Below are 25,749 nucleotides of genomic sequence, written 5' to 3'. Positions count from 1 at the left end.
TCACCCAGGCTACATGTTTTTAATCACAAGGTGAATTTTTTATGGATAATAGCAATACCCGTCGGAAACTGTTTGTACTTGATACCAATATTTTAATGCATGATCCTACAGCCATCTATCATTTTGAAGAGCATGATATCTATTTGCCAATGGTTGTGCTGGAAGAATTAGACAATCATAAAATGGGTACATCAGAAGTAGCACGTAACGTGCGCCAAACCAACCGAATGTTGGTGGAGCTCATGAGTAATTCCTCTCATGAACAAATTGTCTCCGGATTGGAAATACCCAATTATTTACACTCAGATAAAAAAAAGTGCAGCGGAAAGTTATTTTTTCAAACGGATGAATTCGACCAGGTTGTCCCATCGACTCTTCCCGGACATAAAGTAGACAATACAATTCTTGCTACTGCTTTGGGTTTACAAAAAAAACATGCGGGGAAAAAGCAAGTAATTATTGTGTCAAAAGACATTAACTTGCGTATTAAAGCTGGAATACTAGGAATTCTTGCAGAAGATTATTACAGTGATCAGGTACTTGATGATGTCAATCTGTTGCACAGAGGCTTACACATTCTGGATAATAATTTCTGGGATACCCATGCTAAAGATATGGAGTCATGGCAAGAAAGCGGCAAAACCTTTTATAAAGTAATGGGGCCATTAATCAATCAATGGAACCCCAATGATTGCATCAGCACCGAAGATGATCAGTTCCAAGCCATCGTGAAAAATTTGGAAAGTGATCATGCAGTAATTCAGTTAGTCCGTGATTATACAAAACATTCTGTATGGGGAATTCATGCTAAAAATCGTGAACAAAACTTCTCCCTAAACCTGCTTATGGATCCGGATATCGATTTTGTCAGCCTACAAGGTCCTGCAGGAACAGGAAAAACATTACTCACAATTGCTGCAGGGTTAACCCAAGTCTTGGATCAAAACCGTTACTCAGAGATTTTAATGACCCGTGTGACGATCCCTGTAGGCGAAGACATTGGGTTCCTTCCAGGAACTGAAGAAGAAAAAATGACCCCGTGGATGGGCGCGTTAATGGATAACTTAGAGGTTCTACACAGTTCACAAGTGGGTGGTACTTTTGGACGTGGCGCAACGCAAGACTTATTGCAAAATAAAATTAAAATCCGTTCTTTGAACTTCATGCGTGGCCGCACCTTTTTAAATCGTTACATCATCATTGATGAGGCTCAAAACTTAACCCCAAAACAAATAAAGACTTTGGTTACACGTGCAGGCCCTGGATCTAAAATTATTTGTCTTGGTGATATCAAACAAATAGATACCCCATATTTGAGTGAAACGACTTCAGGGTTAACTTTTGCAGTTGATCGCTTTAAACACTGGGAACATAGCGCCCATATGAGCCTAACACGTGGGGAACGCTCAAGACTTGCATTTTATGCTGCGGAACATTTATAGTAGGGCCTGTTTAAATTTCGCTAGCTTGAGTCAAAATGGCGTGATTTTCGAGTACCGAAGCGCAGTATACACGGAGTATGTGCGCATCGAAACGCAGAAAATCAGGGCAGTTTGACCAAGAGGCAGGGTCTGTTTCCACTTCGCTAGCTTGAGCCAAAATGGCTTGATTTTCGAGTACCGAAGCGCAGCATACACAGAGTATGTGCGCATCGGAGCGCAGAAAATCAGAACAGTTTGGCTAAGATAGTAGAAATGGAAACAGAACCTATGTACTTTAAGGATTTACCATGACCGATCAAGCCATCACCTTTGATGACGTTCTACTTGTTCCTTCATACAACCACCACGAATCAAGAAGAGTAGTAGAAACCACAAGTAGTGACAGACTGGGTAAGCTAACCCTGGAACTTCCTGTAATCAGTTCCAATATGGATACGATTACTGAGAGTACTATGGCTAATTTCATGAGCTCTAAAGGTGCTATGGGCGCCTTACACCGCTTTATGACCGTCGAAGAAAACATTAAAGAATTTAAAAAGTGCCAAAATAAAGTTTTTGTCTCAGTGGGTTGTACTCCTGCTGAATTAGAAAGAGCAGAAGCATTACGTGATGCAGGTGCTGATTTTTTCTGTGTGGATGTAGCTCATGCCCATGCTAAATACGTAGGTAAAACGCTAAAAAGCTTACGCCATCTACTTGCTGATCGCTGTATTATGGCTGGAAATGTTGCCACCTATGCAGGTGCAGATTATCTTGCTTCCTGTGGTGCGGACATCATTAAAGCAGGTATTGGCGGTGGTTCAGTATGCAGTACTCGCATTAAAACAGGTTTTGGCGTCCCCATGTTAACCTGCATTCAGGATTGTTCACGCTCTGATCGCTCTGTTGTTGCTGATGGCGGCATTAGAACCTCAGGAGATATCGTCAAAGCATTAGCCTTTGGTGCTGATTTTGTGATGATAGGCGGTATGTTAGCAGGTACCTCGCCAACGCCTGGGGAAGTCATTCAAAAACAAGATGGTACTAAAGTGAAGCGTTACCGTGGCATGGCATCCAAAGAAGCCCAGGAAAACTTCTTAGGACAAATGCATGAATGGAAAACTGCTGAAGGCGTGGCCACTGAAGTGCCCTTCAAAGACAATCCAGACGCAATTATTGCGGACATCGTAGGTGGTTTAAGATCCGGCCTAACTTATGCCGGTGCGGACACAATCAGCGAACTGCAACGCAAGTTAAACTACGTAGTAGTCACCCAAGCCGGCCGCATTGAAAGCTTACCGCATAAATTGTTGAGTGGAAATTAAGAGAACATTTGTAGCCTGGGTGAAGGCGCAAGCCGTAACCCGGGGGTTCCGAATGGGGACTCCCCCGGGTTACGCTTCGCTTCACCCAGGCTACATTTACTACATTTACTGACATCGTAGGTTTTAAGATCCGGTCTGACTTATATTGGCGCTGATACAATCAGCGAACTGCAACGCAAGTTAAACTACGTAGTAGTCACCCAAGCCGGTCGCATTGAAAGCTTACCGCATAAATTATTGAGTGGAAATTAAGAGAATACCTTCATCCATTGTAGCCTGGGTGAAGGCGCAAGCCGTAACCCGGGTTTTCCTTGGTTGATTTCCCTGGGTTTCGCTACGCTACACCCAGGCTACATTGGTATTTATTATTAGAAATTAATTCGTTAGAGCGTTTTAGTCATGCCTTCCTCTAACTCTTCTGTTACACCCGGAGAAGGAGTTGGTGTTTGTTGTTCAGGTGTAACTTGATCATAGTTCTCCACGGATCCGAGAGATTGCTCCGGATCAGCAGTTTGGGTACTAAGAGGAGCAGACATCTCTACATCATCAAATAGTGACTGCCCCTCCCAATTCCCCCAGCCTGTTTCAGGCGAAACAGCTTCTTCCTGTTGTTCAGTCTCTACATCATCAAATAGGGACTGACCACTCCAATTCCCCCAGCCTGTTTCAGGCGAAACAGCTTCTTCCTGTTGTTCATCATTTTCTGCTTTTACCGTTTCATCTACGTCTTCATTTTCTGCGTCTTCGATTGCAGCCTTTTCCTGCTCTTTCTTGACTCCAATTTGACTTACTGATTTTGTAGCATCCGTTATAGCTTTAACCAGTGCATCACTCACTGCATCAGTCAATTTGCCAGGAGCAGAGGTTATCGCATCTTTAACTGAGCCCACAGTGTTTGCAACATCAGTAAGCGTTTTGCCTATTGCGGTTTTCTTGAATTCGTCTAGTTTAGCGTCTACTAGTTCGCCTGCTTTTGCTTTTACAGCATCTTTCAAGCCACCCAGGGCTTTTCCTAAGTCAGAATCTGCGGCTTTACCCCAAAGTTTTCCTGCACCTGCTTTTAAACCACCATTGATATCATCTTGAATACCCTTAACCATCTCTCCCAGACTCTCCAGATACTCCTGCATGGCGGGTTTCTTGCTGTCTTCTTTTTGGCCTTCCTGTTTTTTCTTAGATGTGTCTGGCTCTTGCTGCTGAGGCTTCTTATCCTCTTTCTTAGCAGTTTGCTTTTGTGGCCCCTTAGAAACGTCAGGAGTGATCGCCTGCGGCTGTTGGGGTGTAGGTTTGTCGCTTGTAGGACCTGGAGTCTTGGTGTCTGGTTTTGGATCCTTAGGAGTTTTTTCTGTGCCCATTATCTTAACCTCTATAATCTCTGCACCTATTATATTAAAGATAGCACATCAAAAGAAACATTGCCCTTAAATAAATAGCGCGAATTCAATATTTTCAGATACACTAGATCTTAACAGGATTCGTTTTTTGTGAATTATATTCACCCATAATTTACAAAAACTTTGCAAAAAAAAAAAAAAAAATAGCAACATCAAATGGAATAAGAAATGATTATTAATCAAAATGATTTTCGTTATATGCGTCGTGGCAAACAACTGCTTGATTTAAAAAAGGAAGATTTGGCACTGCTTGAGCCAATTAGTCAACAGGGTCCCAAAAAAGATCATGCCCTCCTGCTTTTACATGGGTTTACTTCCTCCCCCGCAGTGTATCGCTACCTGATTCCTCAATTAAATCATTATGATGCATTAGTTTGCCCAGCATTACCAGGACATGCGGAAAGCATCTCGGCCTTTGCACAAGCCAAGGCTGAAGATTGGCTCAATTGGGCCATGCTGGAGTGTGAAGCGCTATTTAAGGAATACCAAAAAGTAGATGTTCTGGGATTATCTCTTGGTGGCCTTTTAGCATGCAAGTTGAGTACGACGTTTACATTCAATCATATGTTTCTTTTAGCGCCTGCTTTAAAACTGCAGATGAACATTAATCAGAACCTAAAGCTTCTTACTCTGCTGAAAACACTTGGATTTTGTGAGCTGCGAGGACAAGCAGGTAACCTTTGCACCAATAAATATGCTGAAATATCATTTAGAAGAATTCCCATTCCTGCACTTATTGAATTGTTTACCTTGATTCGTGAACATCTTTGGGTTGCACCAAACAGTCCAATTGATCTTTTTTTAGGTACCCATGATGCGGTTGTTGCCTCAAAAGAAGTAGAAAGGATGTTTTCGCATTTACCTAACACTACAATACACTGGCTTGCTAACTCGGCACACGTTTTGCCATTGGATAATGATCTGGATCAGATTGTTCAATGCGTCAATCAAAGGCTATCTTACAGCCAAAATGAACACTCTTCACCCCAGTTAAAAGCTAAGGTGCCGGGTATGAAGGAAATTTAAGGTTTCTACCCTCATCCCGCCCTAACGGGCACCTTCTCCCCATGTGGGGAGAAGGGAGTGAAACTATCTTTTCAGTTATGGAGGAAAAAAATCCCTCTCCCGTTATCGGGAGAGGGGTAGGGGTGAGGGCAAACTCACCTTCTACTTTTTACGGGAATTGTTTATTGTAACGAGTAAAATCTTTCAACTCAGCTTGATTCCATTCTCGCATATCCAATACCGATCCATCAAAAGCCATAAAATCTGCTCGCGTGGTTGGCAGGTTAAAATAATAAATGTCACTCGCATCCGTAGCTAAATTGCTCTGATGTTTCGCCACTGAAATTTCTGCAACGGAGTGGCCGTGTGTTCTTACAAAACTGCGTTGTGCACGCAAATAACGTCCTTTAAATCGTGCATTTCCCCAAAGTTCAACATCAAGTCGATTTACTGCACCTGCTAATTGAATTGTCGATTTCTGCTTTGCGCGAACAGTCAAGTTATCCGTTCTGACCCAATACAAACTGAGCCAAGCGTTTCCATACATCGACAAATTAGCTAAATTGGCAACACCTTCGAGCTGAACCTTTGGATCGCCCTGTAGATGTATCTGTAAGTTTTGGCTGGAGATACCACCAATTTGGACAAGACCCTTCCCCTTTACATCCAGCACTCGTAAACCGATAGAGCCGCCTAATCGGACATTTCCCGTTTTTACCAAATAGACATCCAATACACTAGTACGTATCTGACTTCCTCTAATTAAAGGGACACCTTGAGCCATCAAACGGTTAAGGAACTGGCCTCTAACATCGGCATAAACTGGGCCGTGTGGATTACCCATAGTCAAATACAATGTGTTTTGTTTGACCTCTGCTTTTACTGTGGCTAAATCACGAGCATCGCCTGATAAAATGACTTGCGGCTCTTTATAGCCCGTATGCAAATTAACACTGAATGGTCCATCTACAACAACCTGGTTAAACGCTGGAACTTGTCTGACTTGTTTCGTCTTTACGGCTAGTGGCAAGGGAGATGCGGTTTTTTTTCGAGGCCCATGATGCGCGCAAGCAGTTAATAAAAAGACAATTAGAATCAATAAGTAACACCGCTTTTGCATAGATTTCATTCCTAATTCAATAATTCCTCTACATTAGAGGAAGTTCTGACAATGTGCAAGGTGTAGCCTGGGTGCAGCGTAGCGGAACCCGGGTTTTCTATGACTCACTTCCCGGGTTCCGCTGCGCGCACCCAGACTACCTTAAAACCAAGATCCTTTATTAAAATTAGAAAGCAGCACATTGGTAGGGCAAGTATCATTCACCGGGGAATTCGGAGCATTATCGATTAGAGACTCTAAAGATTCATTAAAAGGAATTAATGCTGGTAATTCAATATAAATATCAACCAAGATTCCATTTCTACAACCTAGATAAACTTTTCCAGAATTCTTTTTACCAAATGCTTGGACTACCATCTCCCGCAAAGCAGTTAATGTCACTTTTTGTCCTTGATGCTGGGTGAGATACTGTCCCAAAGCAGAATGATCGACTTCTTCAGTCAACCGCATCGCCAAAGAAAAATACTCATCAGCAGACAAAATTTGACAACTGCCGTGCTTATTCCATTCGTGACGTTCCAAACAACTTCCATAATTGTAGCTGGGCATAATTTTTTTCAAATCTTCAGACACTTGTGGTGACAAATTCAGTGGAGGATAAGCACAATGGCTGGATTTTTGTTGTACACCACAAAAGCCATAACTTTGACCACAAGCATTCTGATTAGGCCACAAACCATGGAGGGTAAGGTGTTTTGCTTGGTACGAATTTTTAGGTAAGTGCATGCATTCTGGCTTACCTGCTTCATAGCCATAAGTTTGGCAAAAACCAGGTTGTGAACTCAGTGCAAGAACATAGGAATCGGACATGCCTGCACTCGTATCGCATGCATCACCGAACGCTACAGAAGCAACAACGTTGACAGAAAAAACAAGCAACAACAGGGTAGTGAGCTTTTTCATTAAGGCACTCCAACCAGGCTTCTTTCAAACATTATACATAAGAAGAAAGTGAATGCTAGTTTTTTATTTTTATATAATTTATTGAATTTTAATGAAATTTTTTTGGATAAAGTGCTCAATTCGAGGACTGAATAGAATCATCAGCACTTGTAGCCTGGGGGCAGCGCAGAGGAGCCCGGGTTATGGCTTAGCCTCCACCCAGGCTACATACTAGCAACCAGCCTGCATAGCAAGAATATCGCCTTGAACATCCGTTGAACCTTCATACTCCAATAAGGGTTGCTTTTCACTTTCACCCCCAAAGGAGAAACGTGGGCCTTCAAGTTTTGGTTGGTCGTCTTGAAGAATCTTATCACAAAACTCCTGATAATCTGTGTTATCAAATTCTAATGCCTTTTTTTCCTCGGGTTTAAAAAGAGCATCAACTAGAAGCTGAGTTGCAAATGCAAACGCTACTGCAACAATAAGCGCAGGGATACCTATGCCCAAAGGCACAAACACTAAACTCGCGAAAACCACAGCTGGAACAAGGAGTTGAATCAAAGTACTGTGTATTAAACTTGCTATTTGATATCTTCTCGTTAACTTTTGATACTCTGTTTCCGCCTCACATTGTTTGATTTGCAAGTAAAGAAGTTTTCTTTCATCCTCAGTAAGCTTCTTGTAATTTTCTTTTAATGTTTTAATTAAATCTTTCGCTTGATCTTCTTGCTCCTGTATTGCCTTATCGGTCTTATACAGTTCAATGCCTCCTTTGACTGCATTATTAATAACAGTAAATGCAAGACACAATATCGCACCAACAAGGGCCATTGTAGCTAACGCCGGTGCTGCTATAGGCATAAACGGCATGGTTAAGATCATAAAAGCCGCCAGCAAACCTATAGCATAGACAATATTAGTAATTAAGGATACTTTTTGCAGCTGCCAATCTCTCTCACACTTTGCCTTTTCACGTCCCAATGTGCGAATTTGCATTTCAATTTGGCGCTTTTCTCTTAATTCTTCATCCTGAAGCTTGCTTGTTAATTCTAAATCCTTAAGCGCTTGAAGTCGCTTGGCTAACCTTTCTAAATCCTCATCATATTGCAGCATGGCTTTATTATATTTTGTTCTTTGCTCTTCAAAATCCCATATAGCTATGGCGAGGTCAAAAACTAATAGCGCAATAGTGAGCGCGTCCCCCGCAGTACCCAATACACTTTTTCCGGTAAGCCAGAAAAAACAAACCATATTAGCCGTTCCCCAAAATGAATCATTCAATAAGGTAAATTTTCTTAATGACCATTGGGTTAAAAAGCGCTCCTGCCAAGGTGTTTTTGCTTCTTCGGCACTCATCCATGACCCTTTAATGGTATGCTTGAGCAATAAAAACAGATTCAGAGCAAAACGCGCGTAATATAAAATCCAGCTCAAATTCCCCGTATAAGGATCAGGCGCTTTTATTGCAAAGGATGCTTGTTGTTGATAAAACCAATCTTCAGAGATTGTACCTATTACAGTCTTTAAAAAAGTTGAGCCCCATACCCAATACAGCCGCTTATCATTAAGGGCTCCCATATAATCTTTAATTGTTTTTGTCGTACCACCAGATAAATCAACAATATCTCTAGCCAGCAATTGCCCAAGGGGGATACCCAAATACTTTAGCGGTTGCCCATCATGTTGTTCTAATTTTACTGCTTGTGCGACTTTTATAATATTTTCAGGATCAGGATACTCTTCTTTAGGATAGTCTTCGATTCGTCTTTGATACTCAGGATCCAGTTCGATAAGGAATTTTGAGCATCTTTTAATGTATTCACCATATTTTTTTGCGTTTTCCGTTTTTTGATAATCTTGTTCGTGCTTTTGTTGTGCCGCCAAAAGCAAAAGAGTAATTTTCAGATTGAATGTCAACTCTTCCTTTTGCTTTTCATTCATATACTGAAACATAACCCTGTCAGTCTTATCCAATATTCCTAAATAAAACTCCAATGAAGGCAAAAAATCATCACTGCGATGTTCCGTAAACGCGCGACCAGTTAAAGCTCGAATAGAGTCTAGCTCTTTCCCTCTAGCACGTTTATACTTTTCAGAACATGCCTGCTTTAATTGGTTATATTGCTTTTGAAGGCGAAGGGATTTCAGTTGCTCAGAAGTCTGTGCCGTGCTATCTAGTTCGTCTGGTTCTTCTATTAAGCGAATACTTACTCTTTTTGAATCTGCATTTAGATCTACATAATAAAGCGCGCCTTCCTGCAAAACGATGGCATTATTACCATGGAGTAATGGGCTGAGGGTTGCAAAATCAATGTCGTCATCTTTACCGGCAAAATTAACCTGACCTGGATCTATCTCGATAAGACCACATTCGGCTCTGCTGTACTTAAGCAACTCCTCGAAGCTCAAATCAGCAAGTTCTTTATCTTTTAATTCATCTCTAAGAAAAGATTGAAGAATTGCGCTACTTGTTGCCATACCCACCTCTGTGCCCACGAATGTTCAGCGACTAATTCATTTAATCAAAGGAAAAAATCAAATGTGTTCTTTTTTATAACATAAAATAAATTTAAAAAACAAGATGTACATACATTGATTTACACAATTGCAAACAATTTTTCATAAAAAAGTGAGTTTTAAGAGGGAATTAATTGAAGAAGGAGATTGGTAGCCTGGGTGAAGCGAGCGAAACCCGGGATCGTTACGATCAAATTCCCGGGTTTCGCTGCGCTTCACCCAGGCTACAAAATTTTTAGAAAACAATTTTTAGGAGATATCACGCGCGTAGATATCATCAAAACGCTTAATATCATCCTCTCCCAAATAGGCACCACTTTGTACCTCAATGACGTACAAGGGTTCACTCCCAGGATTACTTAAACGATGAAGCGTATTTTGCGCAATATAAGTTGATTGATTTACAGATAAGTAGATTGTTTGCGTGTCATTGATTACTTCTGCTTTTCCAGAAACTACAACCCAATGTTCGGCACGATGCTGGTGCATTTGCAAAGATAAACGAGCACCGGGTTTCACCATCAATCGCTTTACTTTAAATGAAGCACCCTCTGCTAAAACCTCATAATATCCCCAAGGACGAGATACCCGTTGATGATCCTGAGTGACTTGATGATGATCTTTACTTAAAGAGTTGACCAAATCCTTAACTTGTTGTGAATATTGTTTGTCAGCGACTAAAACAGCATCTTGTGTCGCAACAATAATCTGATCTTGTACACCGATGGCAGTAACCAAAATGTCAGTACTATGAATCAAGCAATTAGTACTCTGCTGAGCTATAACTTTTCCGGTCACCGTATTTCCGTCTTGATCAGGTACATTTGCATCGGCTACCGCAGACCAACATCCTAAATCACTCCATTGCATGGAAACTGGGATAACTGCTGCTTTATTGGTCTTTTCCATAATCGCATAATCAATCGACTCTGCTTCACAACGTGAGAAACATTCTAGATCAAGACGTAAAAAATCATGATGATGCTGGGCTTTTAAAACAGCTTGCTGACTAAAATAATGAATATCCGGCTGGTATTCAGCTAATTCCTGGAGATAAACACCAGCACGACAGACAAACATGCCACTATTCCAAAAATAATTGCCACTGGCTATAAACTCTTCCGCCATCTCAATGGCTGGTTTCTCTCTAAAACTTAAAACCTGTTGCACCTTATCCGTTAATGGCAAACCCGCCTCTATGTAACCATACCCCGTTTTAGGGCTATCTGGCTCGATCCCAAAAGTAACTAAAGCTTGATGTTCTGCTGCGAATTGTGCGCCTCTTAACATCGCTTCTTGCCAGGCCTTATCATCAGCTATCCAGTGGTCTGAAGGAAGTACTAGCATCACGGCATCAGGGCCGGCAATTTGAGATAAATAATGGGCAGCACAGGCAATTGCCGGGGCTGTATTGCGTGCACAAGGTTCCAGCAGATAAGTCATTGAATGAGCAAAATGATTTAACTGATCCTGACAAAGAAAATAATGAGCGTCATTACTTACAATAAGAGAATGAGTACTCACTAAGTTTTGTGCTCTTTTCACCGTCTGTTGTAAAAGGGATAACTCCCCATTTAAAGCCAGAAATTGTTTTGGATAATTTTTACGGGATAATGGCCATAAACGAGTTCCAGAACCTCCAGCGAGGATAACAGGATAAAGGGTAGTCGTCATAAAGTTCCATGTTATGGCATGATTGGCGCATTCTAACAGCATTTTTGACCTAAAAAAAGCTAACCGCTTAATAAGTCCGGACAAAAAAACAACAGTCTACATTCTGTGGACGTAGTGCTGCAATGGGGACGGTCCGGGACGGACCCCAATGTGCTTTGAACAAGTTGACTAATAATTAACGGGGTCCGTCCCGGACCGTCCCCATTGCAGATGCAGGTAGGAATATCATTTGCCAAAACTTGCGGGAAAATATAATCTCTCGGGCATATTGAAAAGTCACAAAAAAAGTAAATTCTTTATGGAGACCAATACATTATGAAAAAAGCAGTTGTCTTACTCTCTGGTGGTCTGGATTCAACGACGTGTCTGGCTCTAGCAACATCAAAAGGTTTTTCCTGTGATGCGATCAGCTTTTCTTATGGACAAAGACATTCCGCTGAATTGCATGCCGCCCAGCGTATTGCACAACATTATAAAGTGCTAAAACATCACATTGTCACCTTAGACACTGAACTGTTTCGTAATTCTGCTTTGACCGATTCTAACATGGAAGTACCTGCTTTTCAGGGTGGCTCTGAGATCCCGGTTACCTATGTTCCTGCCCGCAATACAATTTTCTTAGCGATGGCCTTAGGCCTTGCAGAATCCATAGGCGCAAGGGACATTTTTATCGGTGCAAGCTCTGTTGATTATTCTCATTATCCAGATTGTCGTCCTGAGTTTATTGAAGCGTTTCAAACATTAGCTAATCTGGCAACCAAAGCGGGTGTCACTGGGGATCATTTTTCCATCCACGCTCCTTTACAACACTTAAGTAAGGTGCAAACCATCCAGTTAGGAATAAGTTTAGGCGTAGATTACAGCTTAACAGTTTCATGCTATCAGGCAAACGATGCTGGCGAAGCATGTGGTGAATGCGACAGTTGTACTTTTAGACGACGTGGGTTTATTGGAGCTGGAGTTGCTGATCCAACTTTATACCGTCATTCAACCCCAAAGTAAAAATTAATTCGATTAATATCATTAAATTAGGATATTGGTATTTCTTAAATTAAAAACGAAGGCCTCATGAGTGAGCAGAAAAAAACCATAAAGAACTTACAATGAGAAAACTGCCCATTTATTATACTAATAACAGCAAAAAATCAAATATTTTTACACTTTTGTTACAACAAATTGAGCATTTTTGGTTCACATGTAGCAAAAACATTGCTATCATCCGCCGTGATTTATAACCTTGGAGTAAAACATGGCATTAACAAGAGAACAATTATCTAATTTTGGTAAAGCGGTTGCTTATTTACCAGCTAACGCTTTGACTGGACTTTCTAGTTTATTATTAGGCTCTACTGTAACAAAATCAGACGGTTCACCTAAAATAGTCAAAGGACAAGTTTTAGTAACCCCCGGTTTACTCGGTTACTTAGCTGAGGGTATTAAGGCTGTTGGTCGTTCAGCTACTGATTTTCTTAAAGCACATAAAACAGCGATTACTGTTGCTGCTTGGGCTTCTTTAGCTGTTGCTGGTGGTCTTGCACTGACTTTAGCTTTATGGCCTGCTGCTTTAGCTACAGTTGCTGGTTTCACAATCGCTGGTCTTTCTATTGCTGCGATTGCTGGTCCTAGTGCTATTGCCCAAATCGGTCTTGCTGCTGGATTAGCTGCTGCTGCTACTTCTGTTGCAACTTACGTAGGTGCTGCTGTTGGTAACTTCGTTTCTTGGGTTGCAAGCTGCTGCAAAGAAATGCGCGCTAAACACAAAAATGCATCACTTCTTTCTTCTCATCCTGAAACAGATGCTAGCACTACACAAAAATTAGGTGTTGACACAGGGTCTCAGTATAAATCTAATCCATATGCTTCTTCCAAGTTAAATACTGATATGGGTCAAGGTACAAAGAAAGAAAAAGGAACTGTAGTTCCATTTTCACAACAATCTGATGTACATTATGATTCTCCAATTGCTACTCCTAAGAAAGAGACAGAGAAAGGTACTGGTGCTCCTGTTGTTACAGATGAGCAACAAAAACAATACACAGTTTAGAAAAAATACAACTTCAAAACGCGGCCTAAGCCGCGTTTTTTATTTCTACTTACAAACTATTTTGCGGGCTTAACTTCCCCAATTGAAACCGCAGAGTATTCTCTCGGTTTCCCTCAAAACATTCTCTGTACTATGATTCTTGCAATAACTCAGTTACCTACAGCATTTATCACTCATATGCGTTATAATCAGTCATTTCATACAAGCAGGTAGCTTATTGATGGCGAAACAACGTAAAATGCTGGTGACCAGCGCCTTACCCTATGCAAATGGCCATTTACACCTTGGACATTTAGTAGAGCATATTCAAACGGATATCTGGGTACGCACCCATAAAATGTCAGACATTAATTGCATCAGCATTTGTGGCGATGATGCGCATGGGACCCCGATTATGTTGAAAGCAGAGCAAATGGGAATCACTCCCGAAGCGTTGACTGCTGAAATCAAGTTAAGTCATGAACGTGATTTCAAAGCCTTTGCAATTGATTATGACTGTTATCACACCACCCATTCGCCAGAAAACCAGGCTTTGGCTTCAGCCATTTACGAGGCATTGCAGGCAAACGGTTCGATTATTAAAAGAACCATACGTCAGGCTTATGATCCCGTAAAACAAATGTTTTTGCCAGATCGTTACGTTAAAGGAACTTGTCCCAAGTGCGGAGCTAAAGATCAATATGGCGATAATTGTGAAGTTTGCGGTGCTACCTATTCCCCGACGGATCTGATTGATGCAGTATCTGCCATTTCTGGCGCCAAACCCATAGAAAAAGATTCGGAGCATTACTTCTTTGATTTACCCCGGTATGAACATCTCTTAAAGGAATGGACCCGTAGCGGTCATTTACAAGCTGAGGTTGCCAATAAACTGGATGAGTGGTTTGCTGCTGGATTAAAACAATGGGATATTTCTCGGGATGCGCCCTATTTTGGATTTCCTATTCCCGGAACTACAGACAAATACTTCTATGTTTGGCTTGATGCCCCTATAGGCTATATGGCCAGTTTTAAAAAATACTGTGATGAGCAGGGCGTCTCCTTTGCTGAGTTTTGGGATAAAGGTTCCACTACAGAGTTATACCACTTCGTTGGCAAAGACATTGTTTATTTTCATGCTTTATTTTGGCCTGCCATGCTCGCTGCCAGTGGTCACCGTATGCCAACCGCGGTTTATACCCATGGTTTTTTGACCGTAGACGGCCAAAAAATGTCAAAATCACGTGGGACTTTTCTCGAAGCCCGTATCTATTTGGAACATTTGCATCCAGAATACCTACGCTATTATTTTGCGGCCAAACTCAATGGTCGTGTTGATGATTTGGATTTAAATTTTGATGATTTTATCAACCGCATCAATGCGGATCTGGTGGGTAAAGTAGTCAACATCGCCAGTCGCTGTGCCGGTTTTATTAATAAACGATTTGATAACCGTCTCAGTAATCACTTAAGTGATCCTCAGCTGTATGCAGAACTGCTGGAAATACGCGCCGAAGTCATCGAATCGTTTATTTCACGTGATTACGCACGTGCTATTCGTCATATCATGGATTGTGCCGATAAAGTGAATCAGTACATCGATACAAATAAACCCTGGGTTTTGGCAAAAGAAGAAGGACGTTTAGCCGAGGTTCAAAACATTTGCACCATGGGAATTAATTTATTCCGCATCCTAATTACTTATTTAAAGCCAGTATTGCCTATGATGGCAAAAGCCGCAGAAGACTTTTTAAATTGTGAGCCACTTACTTGGGAAGCAATTGATCAGCCTTTATTAAATCATCATCTCAATACCTTCCAGCCCTTAATGGTTCGTGTTGAAAAAGAAAAAATAGAAGCCATGCTGGAGCAGTCCAAACAGGTGTACAATGGCCACAGTTAAAGAAATTGACGCACTTTTGCCACAAACACAATGCGGCGAATGTGATTTTCCTGGTTGTTTACCCTATGCTGAAGCCTTGGCTCAAGGGACAGCCACGATCAATAAATGTCCTCCTGGAGGAGTTGCCACTGTCAAAGCATTAGGAGCTTTGTTGCATGTAGATCCAACGCCGTATTTGACAGAAGCCCTTGCGAATACTCGTGCGCCGTCGGTTGCAGTCATTCGTGAAGCAGAATGTATTGGTTGCACTAAATGCATCAAAGCCTGCCCTGTCGATGCGATTATTGGCAGTGGTAAATTAATGCATGCGATAATTGATCATGAATGTACCGGTTGTGGTTTGTGCGTTGCGCCCTGCCCAGTAGATTGTATTGAGATGGTTACTTTACCAGATGTGCACTATGATAAAGACTTAGCACGCAAACGTTTTCACGCGAAACAAACCCGTTTATTGCGTGAAGAACATGAAAAACAACACGCTTATAGGGAAAAACGCCAACTTGCTTTGAAAGTGGATCAAACTAAAGACATACAAGCCAAGCAAGATTACATTCAACAAGCATTGGCTCGTGTAAAAGCAAAAAAACATCATGAATAAACAAAAGCGTCGAGAAATTTTTGTACGATTTCGTGAACACAATCCGCATCCAACTACGGAACTTGCCTATCATTCTTCTTTTGAATTATTAATTGCCGTTATTCTTTCGGCGCAAGCAACTGACGTAGGGGTCAATAAAGCAACTGCAAAATTATTTCCAGTAGCCAATACGCCCCAAGATATTCTTGATTTAGGGCTCGAAAAATTAAAAGAATATATAAAATCTATAGGACTTTATAACAGCAAGGCGCAAAATATTATGAAAACTTGCGAATTGCTGGTTAAAAATTATAATGGAAAAGTACCCAATAAACGTGTGGAATTAGAGTCGCTGCCTGGGGTCGGACGTAAAACTGCTAATGTTATTCTAAATACGGCTTTTGGCGAACCCACCGTAGCAGTAGACACTCATATATTTCGGGTAGCAAATCGTACTGGACTTGCTAAAGGCAAAACCCCTTTAGAGGTAGAAAAAGCACTCATAAAAAATACAGACCCTGAATTTTTAAAAGATGCACATCACTGGCTGGTTTTACATGGACGATATGTATGCACAGCGCGCAGTCCTAAATGCAAAACCTGCATCATTCAGGATCTTTGTGAATACCCAGATAAGAATTTATAAGAGATTGCCTTGAATTATCGTAGCCTGGGTGCCGCGCAGCGAAACTCGGAAATACAATAGTATGGTTCCTGGGTTTCGCTGCGCTGCACCCAAGCTACATTTAGAGGCTGGTTATGGATAACTACGATGAAAGAAAGTCATAAAAATACACTATTAAATTTCATTTTATTAAAATTTTATCGATTTTTATCAAAGGAAGATAAGGTAATTAAAAGAACGTATCTGTACGATTTCGATCAGCTGACTCAGGAAATAAGACCTGGAGATGTTCTCTTAGTAGAAAGTCATACGCGTATGGGTAATATTATCCGCCTTATTTCCGAAAGCACCTGGACTCACTCAGCATTATATATAGGACGTCTTGAGGACATTACTGATCCCTCTTTGCGTGAAGTCGTGCAAAAACAAACTCAAAATCTGACTTCAGACCAACTCATCATAGAGAGCATCCTCGGTGAAGGAACTCGAATTTCCACTGTAGATGAATACAAAAATGATCACATCCGCATTTTAAGACCCTCTGCCCTCCTACCGGAAGATAAAGAAAAAGTGATTGCTGCCGCCATTCATAAAATTGGCAAAAACTACAGTTTAAGACATCTTTTTGATCTGGCACGCTTTATTTTTCCCTGGAGTTTTTTTCCTCGCAAATGGCGCTCTTCATTATTCCAGCACAATATGTTGCAACCAACTGAGGATATATGTTCTTCAATGATCGCGAATGTATTTCAATCAGTAAACTATCCTATTTTGCCTCTCATAAAAAAAGACAAAACAGGTTATGCATTAATTCACAGAAATCCTCGTCTTTATACACCAAGCGACTTTGATCTTTCCCCTTTTTTTGATGTGATCAAATATCCAATCTTGCCGCTTAAAAAGGGACAAACTTATCATGACTTACCATGGAAGAATCAATTAATTAGTGATGACATTGGAATTGTTGAACTAAAAGATAAAGAATAACCCACTTTGTTTTTAGACAAAATGATCTTAATAGAATCGCAGCAACATGTAATGTTCCTGTGCTTCATGAGAAAAAGACTGGCATTTCTATATTTTTACTCATACAATAAAATTTCGTTGTTGCAGGGAGCGCAAATATATGAACTGGTGGACGGATAGCGCCAAGTCACTTGGCAATGGAGCAACTTGGATTTGGAATAATGTACCGATAAAGCAAACCGTAGGTTATGTTGCAAATACAACCTTTTACGTATTTGAGCAAGTTCTAGCCTTGCGTGAAGCAATTCCTGCAGTAGTCACACCACCGGTGCTGAAAGTAGTCAAAGGCACAGGGAATATACTCCTTTATGATGTCCTGCCTGTTGTCGCTGCCCAGGGTGTAAATTATGGCATTCAAACTTATTTGCGACCCGCAGACCCAACTGGAATGTTGGCTTCCTATGCGGTTTTACCTAGCCTAACTCTAATAGATTATATAACATGGGGATTTACTTATAGACAAGCACCTAAATTAGTAGTGCATACTTTTGCTCTTGATGCCGTAGGCTCGTCCGCTTTTAATGAATACAAATGGAAACTCACACAACCCCCACAAACATTATGCAAAGAAGAAGAGTGTAATTTTAAACGTAAATTTAAAGGTACTTTACGCGAACCTATAGTATTAGCTTTTAATGATCTTGTGCTTTGGGCAATTAGCCACTTACCTTATGGAGAACAACTCTCCTTTATTTTAAGCGTCATTTTTTATGGCGAATACATTACTCGCATGGCAACACCAGAGCGATGTGAACGGCATAAAGCCATGAAATCGGAATCCATACTGTCTTTAGGTTTAATTTACACCCTACTCTCAATGGCGATGGATTATGGATTTGAATCCACGGTGGGAACTCCTCCTTATCTTTACCTTAGAACCTTGCGCCATTTATTACTTTTGGGGCACATTAATGTTGCATCACACATGTCTTTGCCATTAGTCAGAACCCCAAAAAATACAATCCCCCTGGATCCTTTAGTTATTTACGATCGTACGAAACGGTTTATTGTTGATGTTGTGTTTGCAGGACTGCAGAAACGAGTGCCTATTGATTTTAAACCACCACCAGGCGCAAAACCATTCATTCCTCTATCAACAGTTTTTAAATTCTTAACCAAAGTACTCGACAGTGATTTAGAGACAGTACAAGTGGCACAGCCTGGATTTTTTAAGAAAGCGGCACGAGTTGTAATACCTAACATGTTTCTTAGCCCTAAGAACGCAGTCAATGACCCGGTGATTAAGCAATTTTGGCCCGAAATACGCAGTGATTTACTCTACATCTTAGAAATAGTGGAGTCTGCAAAACCTGTTAAATCACTAACGACTGCACCAACTGCGATTGCATCTACAGTTAAATACACCCTCCCAGTTGTATTAAACTACCGCTTTGGCTTACCTATAAAATTGTCTGAATTTCTATTATCCTTAAGTAAAAAAGAAGATTTTTGGGATTTTGTTACTGCACTTACAATGTGGCTTCAACGAAATAATGTATCTTATGAAGTAGTCTTGGCAAAAGGAAATTCTAAAGTGGGCGTAGGTTTACATGAATCAAATAGAATCATTGAGCTCCCTCCAGAGACTCCAGTGAAAGCATTACCTCCAGCCGATGAGTTAAAAACAGTACGAACACCAACTATAGCTGATGCCAAACGCTTAATTCCCCAAAAACCTCCAACGGTAGTCACAGCAAACAGTTTATTTTCTACCAAACAGCGACCTAAATCCATGGGTTATGAACCACCTAAAAAGGAAGAGTTTTCTTCCTCAATAGGAGGTGAATATTCGCCACCTGAATACAGCTAAAGCATAAGGGATTAAAAGAATGTCTGTAGCGCCACTGATTCTTTTAATCACCTTGATTGGGATTGCGATTCGTAGGATGACGCGAGTCATCATTCCAATTTGGCTGATTACAACTGCAGGCGCTGCAGCAGCACTTTTATTGCAGCAAATTACCCCAATTCATGCAATTGCGGCAATTGAACCCGATGTGGTGTTTTATTTGTTTGGTGTTTTTCTCATTGCACAAGCAGCTGAAGACAGTGGCTATTTAGAACAACTAACGGATAAATTATTCTATCATGCCCACACCGGAAAACAGGCTCTATTCATTATCCTCTTTGTCCTTGGATTAAGCGCTTCCTTACTTATGAATGATACAATCGCAATTATAGGCACCCCCATTATTATTCAATTGTGCCAATCACATAAAAAGTTAATTAAGCCTTTACTTTTTGCACTGGCGTTTTCAATTACTATTGGCAGTACCCTTAGTCCTATTGGTAACCCGCAAAACTTATTAGTTGCAATAAAAGGAGAAATGCCATCGCCTTTTTTTCAATTTATAAGACTCTTGGCGATACCCACAGTAATAAATCTTATAATTACCTATCTATTTATCTATTTTTTATACAAAGAAACCTTAAATGAACCTATAGAAAAACCTGCCCCTGGGCCTATAAATGATCACCATACAGTGACCCTGGTTAAATTGAGCTTAATCATTTTCTTTCTTTTAATCACTCTTAAAATAATTTTCGAGTTCACCCGACCCGCCATCCACTTAAATTTCAGCCATATGGCACTTATCTCAGCCTTGCCGATTTTTTTTAGTAAGCTCCGATGGGAACTGATCAAACGTTTGGATTGGGGTACTTTGATTTTTTTTGTGAGTCTTTTCATTCTGATGCAAAGTGTATGGGATAGTGGTTTTTTTCAAACCCGGATCAATCATTTCCATCTCTCAGTGACTCAAATCCCTGTTATATTGATAATCAGCATCGTTCTTAGTCAATTTATATCTAATGTGCCCATGGTGGCCTTATATTTGCCACTTCTCATGCACTATTCTGTTTCTGATTCAAGCCTATTGGCTTTAGCCGCAGGAAGTACTATTGCCGGTAATTTATCAATTTTAGGAGCAGCAAGTAACATCATTATTATTCAAAACTGTGAAAAAAGAGGCATTAGAGGCTTTGGCTTTCTTGAATTTATAAAAATTGGTGCGCCTCTTACTCTTGCTAATATCTTGATTTATGCCTATTTCCTTTAATTTATATGCTCATCAAGCAAAATTGACCAATACTTGCCATATTAAATGCAATGGTGATATATTTACGCGCGAACTAGTTCATTACAAGGCAATTATTAGCAAAGGCAAGGCAAAATTATGGAAATCCTACATATATGAATCAATTGTTGCCTTCACAGCACTCACGCTGCTTTTTACTTTTGACTGTAAGTGTAATTACCTCTCTTATTTTATTAATCAACGTATCGTTTAAAATCGTTCTCATTCAAGGACTGGTGTTCTCAGTGAATGGATTAATCTGTCCACTCATAGCAGGCTTGTATTTGGTAGCATTGAGAAACTGCACCATTAAAGAACAAAGACACTTGCTCAATATCTCTCTAATGACGTTATATCTTTTTTGTATTGGTGTTTACGTCTTAATCAATTTGCCCGCAGCTGAATACATGCATGATAATCCAGTTTATCAAATTATTTTTGAAGACATACCTAAAAAGTTCTTTGCAACTACGATTGCTTTCGCACTAAGCTTCTACCTGCCCCATCTTTTGTTTTATCCTAAATCCAGTAAAACGTTACCTTCACCAAAGCAATGTATGCTCCTTGCGGTGTTAGGTGGCATCAGTTTTTTTGGATTGGACTTTTTCCTTTTATTTTCAGGTGCTCATCTTCAAAGCTTTAAACAAATTTTTATTGATTCATTCATGATTGCCTCACTAATACTGCTTCTTATCGGTGTTTTCTATTTGATCTTATTATTGAAATACCAGAATTTAGTTTTTCCTGAACGCGGCAGAGAAGAGTTACCCTTATATCATTACTTTATTTGTGTTGCGATCGTAGTCATGCTGATATGTTTGGCTTGCGAATACAGAATAGTAACGATTGTACATAAATATATGGTTTTATCGGCCAGTTCATTATTCTTTCCGATTACCCTGGTGATTAGTACCATTCTCGGCGAACTGTGGGGTTATCGAGTCAATCTAAAATTGTGTCTGATACTCATTGCCACTCAATTTACATTTGATGTTTTGCTTATGGGGATTGTAGCCTTGCCATCTCCAACCTTCTTTAATTTGAATCCTTTTTATAATTACATCATGCTGAAAAGGCTACCTACTGCCTCCCTGACTTTGTTTATTGCCTTTATCAGTAATGCTATGTTGTTACACTACTTGAAAATTTCCAAGTGGAACTTACATCGTCCATTACGTATTTTAATCGCTAATTTTTGTTCTAATTCTTTATTATGTTTAGTTGACTACAATTTGCTATTTGGTGACATCTATCCTTATGATCAAATTATTAGTTTGGTAGTTAATGTTTGGCATTATAAATTATTAATGACCTTGATTTTCTTACCTTTCATTCTCTGGTTCTGTGCTTATATGGAAAAAAATAAGTCATTGAAGTTGCAGTATGATTGAAATCATAATCGCCCCAAAATTGAAGCTGGATGTAGCCTGGGTGAAGCGCAAGCGAAACCCGGGGTTCTGGACATGAATAAACTTCTAAATCCCCGGTTACGGCTCGCGCCTTCACCCAGCTACAATTTCTATTCTATTCAAAGGGCATGTTTGAATCTTGGTGAAAAATCAGAGTGAATACTTAAGACTCCTTTTTCACAGGCCGTTTCCAGCCATAGACCGTTTTCTGTTTTGATTCAGTAAGCGTCAATTCACCAGGAGGAACATTTTTCCGTATAGTACTGCCTGCGCCTATAGTTGCATTGGCACCTACCGTCACTGGAGCGATGAACTGAGTATCTGAACCAACAAAAACACCATCCTCAATAATGGTTTTATGTTTGTTAACTCCGTCGTAATTACAGGTAATCGTACCCGCCCCCACATTGACTTGTTTCCCAAGAGTGACATCACCTAAATAACTTAGATGACTAGCCTTGGAGCCCTCATCAAATACAGCCTTTTTGGTTTCAACAAAATTGCCTATCTTACAGTGCGCAGCCAATTCAGTTCCTGTTCTTAAGCGGGCAAAAGGACCAATAGCGCAATCATTTGCGATGTTGCATCCTTCTAAGACACTGTTGGCGTAAATTTGGCACCCTGCTCCCAAAGTCACATCAGCGAGAATGCAATTAGGGCCTATAGAGCAGCCATCTCCAATAACAACCTTTCCTTTAAATACGCAGTTAATGTCAATGAATACGTCTTTTCCACAGATTAACTCACCACGTAAATCAAAACGATTTGCATCAGCAAGAGTTACCCCTTGCTGCAATAATTTTTCAGCTTGCCTTACCTGCCATATTCGCTCTAATTGCTGCAATTGCAGACGGTTATTTACACCTTGAATTTCTGCACTATCTTTTACACTCAGTGTATTAATTGGTGTTTGATTGGCAACAGCTAAAGCAATAATTTCTGTGAGGTAATACTCAGACTGAGCATTATCATTACCCAATTTGGGTAACCATGAAGCCAAATCGTCAGATATTGCACAACAAATTCCCGAATAAATTTCTTTTATATTCTTTTCTTGCTCATTTGCATCTTTTTCTTCTACAATGATGGAAACTTCACCTTGGTTGTTTCTAATAATACGTCCAAGACCGCTGGGATCTTCGAGATGGGCAACCAAGAGTGCCAAAACGGATTTATAGGGATTTGCTGTATTGCTGCATTCGATCAAAGCACGCAACGTATTTGCTTGAATAAGCGGTACATCAGCAGATAAAACAAGTACTTGTGTTTGTGGTGGAATAAACGGTAAGGCCTGCATCACTGCGTGTCCAGTACCTAATTGTTCTGCTTGATATACCCAATGCACAGGTAAGTCAGGGAGTGAGTTCTTAAGTTGTTCACCACCATGACCGTATACAACATGAATTACATCAGGATTTAGCTGCTGTGCGGTTTCCACTACTCGAGTAAGCATAGGCTTCCCAGCAATTTGGTGGAGTACTTTAGGGGTATTGGAATACATTCGTTTACCCTGTCCTGCAGCTAAAATAATAATTTGTAAGTTCATGTAATTATGAGTTCCTAGGTTAAAAACAAAGCAGCTAGCAATGAAACAATCTGCCTCAATAATAAAAAAATTAAAGGGGTATGATAACTAAATTACAGTTCAAGGAGTAGAGCGATGACCATATTTGTTAGAACAGCCCAAGCACTTATCGATCGAGTATTGCAAAAATCAATTGAAGATTCAATTGCTGATGATAACGGGGTGATATCTGGAATTTTTCGAGATACCAAACATTCTGAACAACAAAGGGCTTTAACACGTAATCTGCAAAAATATGTTGCGGACCTTAAGCCGGAAGATACAGATAAAAAAAATTTAGCTGCCTTGCAAGAGCTCATCAGCAAAACAGACGGTGCCGTAGAAAAATTACGCTCTCTAAAATCGTGGAGTAGGGGTGGTTTGAATGATACTTTAAGTGCGCTTAATTCAAGTCTGGACCGATTCTACCGTTATCTTGGTGAGAAAAGCGAGAAAAGTGAGAACAGTGAGAATGCGTTTACTTTTATCGATGTTGCTGATGATGATGATCCGTTTAATCTACTTTGTGCTCATGCAGCTTATTACTTGGGCGAACATATTCTTTGTCCTCCTGAAGAAGGTATGCTTGCTAAAATATATGAAAAAGTTGCCAATAGTATTAGCAACTCTACAGCAATAGAGATCCGAGCTCAAAAAGAAGAATGTCTGATGAAAAATATTCTGATCTGTAAGAAGAAACTGGAAGGTTTGGATCCAGATAAACCTGATTATAAAAATTTACGTAAGACATTTGTTAACGAAGCGATACAGGCAATTCATAGAGAAAATGCCAAAATTTGTGAAGAATCCAAGCCCATTGACTCAATACCTGTGCAAGTCACTTTGATTGCAGTTGCACGAGTTAAGGCACCAACCATAAAACCCAGCCGGGGACGATTAAAAGTTGCTATGGACAATGCGTTTGAGGAAATTGAAGCCAGAACACTCGATAAAAAAGAGGAAGAAGAGAAGAAAGAGAAGGCATCATTAACAACTTAATTCTATCTATCCCGTTATCCGGAGATCACTCGTTACACTCGGGATGGCGTAAAAAAATCCGGGTTACGGCTTCGCCTAACCCAGGTTACAAAACGCCAGTCTACGAAGTCAACTCACCACAAAGGTCTGTTGTCATCAGCTTCTTTATTTCCAAAATTTCGAGTCGCTTACTGAGCAAATACAACAACTTGCAGTGAGCAGCTTCTGGAGTCATATCGTGGCCGCTAATTAACCCTGCTTGCTTTAGAGAATGCCCCGTAGCATATTGACTCATTTCCACACCACCTTGTTGGCATTGAGTGCAATTAACAATGATAACCCCGCGTGCACAAGTATCCTTGAGCAATTTTAAAAAACGAGGATCATTATTTTGAGCATTACCCGCACCGTATGTCTCAAGAATCAAACCACATAAAGGCTGATTCAAAATATAGGTCAAAACCTCCGTGGCAAAACCTGGGAATAATCTAAAATTGGCAATAAACTGTGGTTCTATTGTTTGTAAATGAAATGCCTTTTTCGGCCGCTTCAGCAATAAGTTTTTATGAACCTTTATTTCAATCCCTATAGACGCGAGATGTGGATAATTCGGTGAATCAAACGCTTTAAATCCCTGTGAACTGATTTTTTGTGATCGATTACCGCGTAATAGATGCTGATTAAAATAAATGCATACTTCATGTATAGGCTGATTCGCACAAAGCCATAAGGAAGTGATCACATTATCAATTGCATCATTGCGTACTTCAGATAAAGGAATCTGCGAACCTGTAATAATTACCGGCTTACCCAAGTTTTCCAACATAAAGGATAAAGCCGATGCGGTATAAGCCATAGTATCAGTCCCATGGAATACAACAAAGCCATCAAAATGCGCATAATCTTCCGCTATATCGCGCGCTATTCGATTCCAGTCATACACAGTCATATTCGAAGAATCAAGCAAAGGATAGTATTCCTTTATCGAATATTCGGGCATGTCTTCATGTTTGAGCAAAGGAATTTGTTGCAATGCAGCTTCTACGTACCCTGCAGCAGGCTCATAGCCATTTTCTGTCTTAATGCTGCTAATAGTACCGCCGGTATTTATTATTAAAACTCTTTTTTTCATGTGTTTGTAAGTTTGAGTATTTGTTCTAATTATAAATTATATACTTTTATTCAATGCTGGATAGAGTCATGGAGTCATGTAGCCTGGGTGCAGC

General features: G+C 40.3%; 20 protein-coding genes and 1 pseudogene. 14 read left to right on the top strand and 7 right to left on the bottom strand.

What is annotated here, in order from left to right:
- Positions 1 to 41 precede the first annotated feature (41 nt).
- The 3 genes and pseudogenes from Lstg_RS11090 to Lstg_RS17700 all read left to right on the top strand — a co-directional run.
- Entirely contained in the window at positions 42 to 1,442 is a 1,401-nt protein-coding gene (locus Lstg_RS11090) for a PhoH family protein (RefSeq protein WP_058477748.1), read from the top strand.
- Between the two features lie 287 nt (positions 1,443 to 1,729).
- Complete coding sequence (locus Lstg_RS11085; RefSeq protein ID WP_058477747.1) at positions 1,730 to 2,746, top strand: guanosine monophosphate reductase; 1,017 nt, start codon at positions 1,730 to 1,732, stop codon at positions 2,744 to 2,746.
- Between the two features lie 123 nt (positions 2,747 to 2,869).
- Positions 2,870 to 2,998, top strand: a pseudogene (locus Lstg_RS17700) (IMP dehydrogenase); the annotation flags it as partial.
- Between the two features lie 131 nt (positions 2,999 to 3,129).
- Here Lstg_RS17700 and Lstg_RS11080 read toward each other — a convergent pair.
- Positions 3,130 to 4,101, bottom strand: coding sequence for a hypothetical protein (locus Lstg_RS11080; RefSeq protein WP_058477746.1), 972 nt, complete (start codon positions 4,099 to 4,101; stop codon positions 3,130 to 3,132).
- 207 nt (positions 4,102 to 4,308) lie between these two features.
- Here Lstg_RS11080 and Lstg_RS11075 point away from each other — a divergent pair, with 207 nt between their 5' ends.
- Positions 4,309 to 5,166: an alpha/beta hydrolase gene (locus Lstg_RS11075; protein ID WP_238585415.1), complete on the top strand. Its 858-nt coding sequence runs from the start codon at positions 4,309 to 4,311 to the stop codon at positions 5,164 to 5,166.
- Between the two features lie 148 nt (positions 5,167 to 5,314).
- On the opposite strand, the gene Lstg_RS11070 is transcribed toward Lstg_RS11075, so the two are convergent.
- The 4 genes from Lstg_RS11070 to Lstg_RS11055 form a co-directional block, all read right to left on the bottom strand.
- Complete coding sequence (locus tag Lstg_RS11070) at positions 5,315 to 6,265, bottom strand: GIN domain-containing protein (RefSeq protein WP_058477745.1); 951 nt, start codon at positions 6,263 to 6,265, stop codon at positions 5,315 to 5,317.
- A gap of 141 nt (positions 6,266 to 6,406) precedes the next feature.
- Complete coding sequence (locus Lstg_RS11065; protein WP_058477744.1) at positions 6,407 to 7,168, bottom strand: ribonuclease T2 family protein; 762 nt, start codon at positions 7,166 to 7,168, stop codon at positions 6,407 to 6,409.
- Between the two features lie 210 nt (positions 7,169 to 7,378).
- Positions 7,379 to 9,628, bottom strand: a complete 2,250-nt coding sequence (locus Lstg_RS11060; protein ID WP_058477743.1) for a hypothetical protein — start codon at positions 9,626 to 9,628, stop codon at positions 7,379 to 7,381.
- A 288-nt stretch (positions 9,629 to 9,916) separates the two neighbouring features.
- Positions 9,917 to 11,341, bottom strand: coding sequence for a mannose-1-phosphate guanylyltransferase/mannose-6-phosphate isomerase (locus Lstg_RS11055; RefSeq protein WP_058477742.1), 1,425 nt, complete (start codon positions 11,339 to 11,341; stop codon positions 9,917 to 9,919).
- Positions 11,342 to 11,656: 315 nt separating this feature from the next.
- Here Lstg_RS11055 and queC point away from each other — a divergent pair, with 315 nt between their 5' ends.
- The 9 genes from queC (at position 11,657) to Lstg_RS11010 (ending at position 21,963) form a co-directional block, all read left to right on the top strand.
- On the top strand, positions 11,657 to 12,343 hold the full coding sequence (gene queC, locus Lstg_RS11050) for a 7-cyano-7-deazaguanine synthase QueC (protein WP_058477741.1): 687 nt from the start codon (positions 11,657 to 11,659) through the stop codon (positions 12,341 to 12,343).
- A gap of 247 nt (positions 12,344 to 12,590) precedes the next feature.
- Entirely contained in the window at positions 12,591 to 13,385 is a 795-nt protein-coding gene (locus tag Lstg_RS11045; RefSeq protein ID WP_058477740.1) for an MFS transporter, read from the top strand.
- Positions 13,386 to 13,605: 220 nt separating this feature from the next.
- Positions 13,606 to 15,267 (top strand): methionine--tRNA ligase, encoded by a 1,662-nt coding sequence (gene metG / locus Lstg_RS11040; protein WP_058477739.1) that lies wholly within the window; start codon positions 13,606 to 13,608, stop codon positions 15,265 to 15,267.
- Positions 15,254 to 15,865, top strand: a complete 612-nt coding sequence (locus Lstg_RS11035) for an RnfABCDGE type electron transport complex subunit B (protein WP_058477738.1) — start codon at positions 15,254 to 15,256, stop codon at positions 15,863 to 15,865. The genes metG and Lstg_RS11035 overlap by 14 nt, the downstream gene beginning before the upstream one ends.
- Entirely contained in the window at positions 15,858 to 16,490 is a 633-nt protein-coding gene (gene nth / locus Lstg_RS11030) for an endonuclease III (RefSeq protein WP_058477737.1), read from the top strand. Before Lstg_RS11035 ends, nth begins: the two co-directional genes overlap by 8 nt.
- A 126-nt stretch (positions 16,491 to 16,616) precedes the next feature.
- Entirely contained in the window at positions 16,617 to 17,456 is an 840-nt protein-coding gene (locus tag Lstg_RS11025; RefSeq protein WP_058477736.1) for a YiiX/YebB-like N1pC/P60 family cysteine hydrolase, read from the top strand.
- Between the two features lie 139 nt (positions 17,457 to 17,595).
- A complete protein-coding gene (locus Lstg_RS11020; protein ID WP_058477735.1) occupies positions 17,596 to 19,305 on the top strand; it encodes a hypothetical protein in 1,710 nt (569 codons plus the stop codon).
- A 19-nt stretch (positions 19,306 to 19,324) separates the two neighbouring features.
- Entirely contained in the window at positions 19,325 to 20,554 is a 1,230-nt protein-coding gene (locus tag Lstg_RS11015) for an SLC13 family permease (RefSeq protein ID WP_058477734.1), read from the top strand.
- Positions 20,555 to 20,688: 134 nt separating this feature from the next.
- On the top strand, positions 20,689 to 21,963 hold the full coding sequence (locus tag Lstg_RS11010; RefSeq protein ID WP_058477733.1) for a VUT family protein: 1,275 nt from the start codon (positions 20,689 to 20,691) through the stop codon (positions 21,961 to 21,963).
- A 181-nt stretch (positions 21,964 to 22,144) separates the two neighbouring features.
- On the opposite strand, the gene glmU is transcribed toward Lstg_RS11010, so the two are convergent.
- Entirely contained in the window at positions 22,145 to 23,527 is a 1,383-nt protein-coding gene (glmU, locus tag Lstg_RS11005) for a bifunctional UDP-N-acetylglucosamine diphosphorylase/glucosamine-1-phosphate N-acetyltransferase GlmU (RefSeq protein ID WP_058477732.1), read from the bottom strand.
- A 114-nt stretch (positions 23,528 to 23,641) separates the two neighbouring features.
- Here glmU and Lstg_RS11000 point away from each other — a divergent pair, with 114 nt between their 5' ends.
- Complete coding sequence (locus tag Lstg_RS11000; protein ID WP_058477731.1) at positions 23,642 to 24,544, top strand: hypothetical protein; 903 nt, start codon at positions 23,642 to 23,644, stop codon at positions 24,542 to 24,544.
- 100 nt (positions 24,545 to 24,644) lie between these two features.
- Here Lstg_RS11000 and ansA read toward each other — a convergent pair whose 3' ends face one another.
- On the bottom strand, positions 24,645 to 25,655 hold the full coding sequence (gene ansA / locus Lstg_RS10995; protein ID WP_058477730.1) for an asparaginase: 1,011 nt from the start codon (positions 25,653 to 25,655) through the stop codon (positions 24,645 to 24,647).
- Between the last annotated feature and the right edge of the window lie 94 nt (positions 25,656 to 25,749).

Source organism: Legionella steigerwaltii (assembly GCF_001468065.1).
Lineage (GTDB): Bacteria > Pseudomonadota > Gammaproteobacteria > Legionellales > Legionellaceae > Legionella > Legionella steigerwaltii.
This window is presented reverse-complemented; position numbering and strand designations above follow the sequence as displayed.

Coding starts and splice junctions, on each gene's coding strand:
- metG (WP_058477739.1), top strand. CDS start 13,606: ATGGCGAAACAACGTAAAATGCTGGTGACCAGCGCCTTACCCTATGCA.
- queC (WP_058477741.1), top strand. CDS start 11,657: ATGAAAAAAGCAGTTGTCTTACTCTCTGGTGGTCTGGATTCAACGACG.
- Lstg_RS11090 (WP_058477748.1), top strand. CDS start 42: ATGGATAATAGCAATACCCGTCGGAAACTGTTTGTACTTGATACCAAT.
- glmU (WP_058477732.1), bottom strand. CDS start 23,527: ATGAACTTACAAATTATTATTTTAGCTGCAGGACAGGGTAAACGAATG.
- Lstg_RS11010 (WP_058477733.1), top strand. CDS start 20,689: ATGAATCAATTGTTGCCTTCACAGCACTCACGCTGCTTTTTACTTTTG.
- Lstg_RS11075 (WP_238585415.1), top strand. CDS start 4,309: ATGATTATTAATCAAAATGATTTTCGTTATATGCGTCGTGGCAAACAA.
- Lstg_RS11015 (WP_058477734.1), top strand. CDS start 19,325: ATGTCTGTAGCGCCACTGATTCTTTTAATCACCTTGATTGGGATTGCG.
- nth (WP_058477737.1), top strand. CDS start 15,858: ATGAATAAACAAAAGCGTCGAGAAATTTTTGTACGATTTCGTGAACAC.
- Lstg_RS11055 (WP_058477742.1), bottom strand. CDS start 11,341: ATGACGACTACCCTTTATCCTGTTATCCTCGCTGGAGGTTCTGGAACT.
- Lstg_RS11035 (WP_058477738.1), top strand. CDS start 15,254: ATGGCCACAGTTAAAGAAATTGACGCACTTTTGCCACAAACACAATGC.
- Lstg_RS11085 (WP_058477747.1), top strand. CDS start 1,730: ATGACCGATCAAGCCATCACCTTTGATGACGTTCTACTTGTTCCTTCA.
- Lstg_RS11065 (WP_058477744.1), bottom strand. CDS start 7,168: ATGAAAAAGCTCACTACCCTGTTGTTGCTTGTTTTTTCTGTCAACGTT.
- Lstg_RS11025 (WP_058477736.1), top strand. CDS start 16,617: ATGAAAGAAAGTCATAAAAATACACTATTAAATTTCATTTTATTAAAA.
- Lstg_RS11045 (WP_058477740.1), top strand. CDS start 12,591: ATGGCATTAACAAGAGAACAATTATCTAATTTTGGTAAAGCGGTTGCT.
- Lstg_RS11060 (WP_058477743.1), bottom strand. CDS start 9,628: ATGGCAACAAGTAGCGCAATTCTTCAATCTTTTCTTAGAGATGAATTA.
- Lstg_RS11070 (WP_058477745.1), bottom strand. CDS start 6,265: ATGCAAAAGCGGTGTTACTTATTGATTCTAATTGTCTTTTTATTAACT.
- ansA (WP_058477730.1), bottom strand. CDS start 25,655: ATGAAAAAAAGAGTTTTAATAATAAATACCGGCGGTACTATTAGCAGC.
- Lstg_RS11000 (WP_058477731.1), top strand. CDS start 23,642: ATGACCATATTTGTTAGAACAGCCCAAGCACTTATCGATCGAGTATTG.
- Lstg_RS11020 (WP_058477735.1), top strand. CDS start 17,596: ATGAACTGGTGGACGGATAGCGCCAAGTCACTTGGCAATGGAGCAACT.
- Lstg_RS11080 (WP_058477746.1), bottom strand. CDS start 4,101: ATGGGCACAGAAAAAACTCCTAAGGATCCAAAACCAGACACCAAGACT.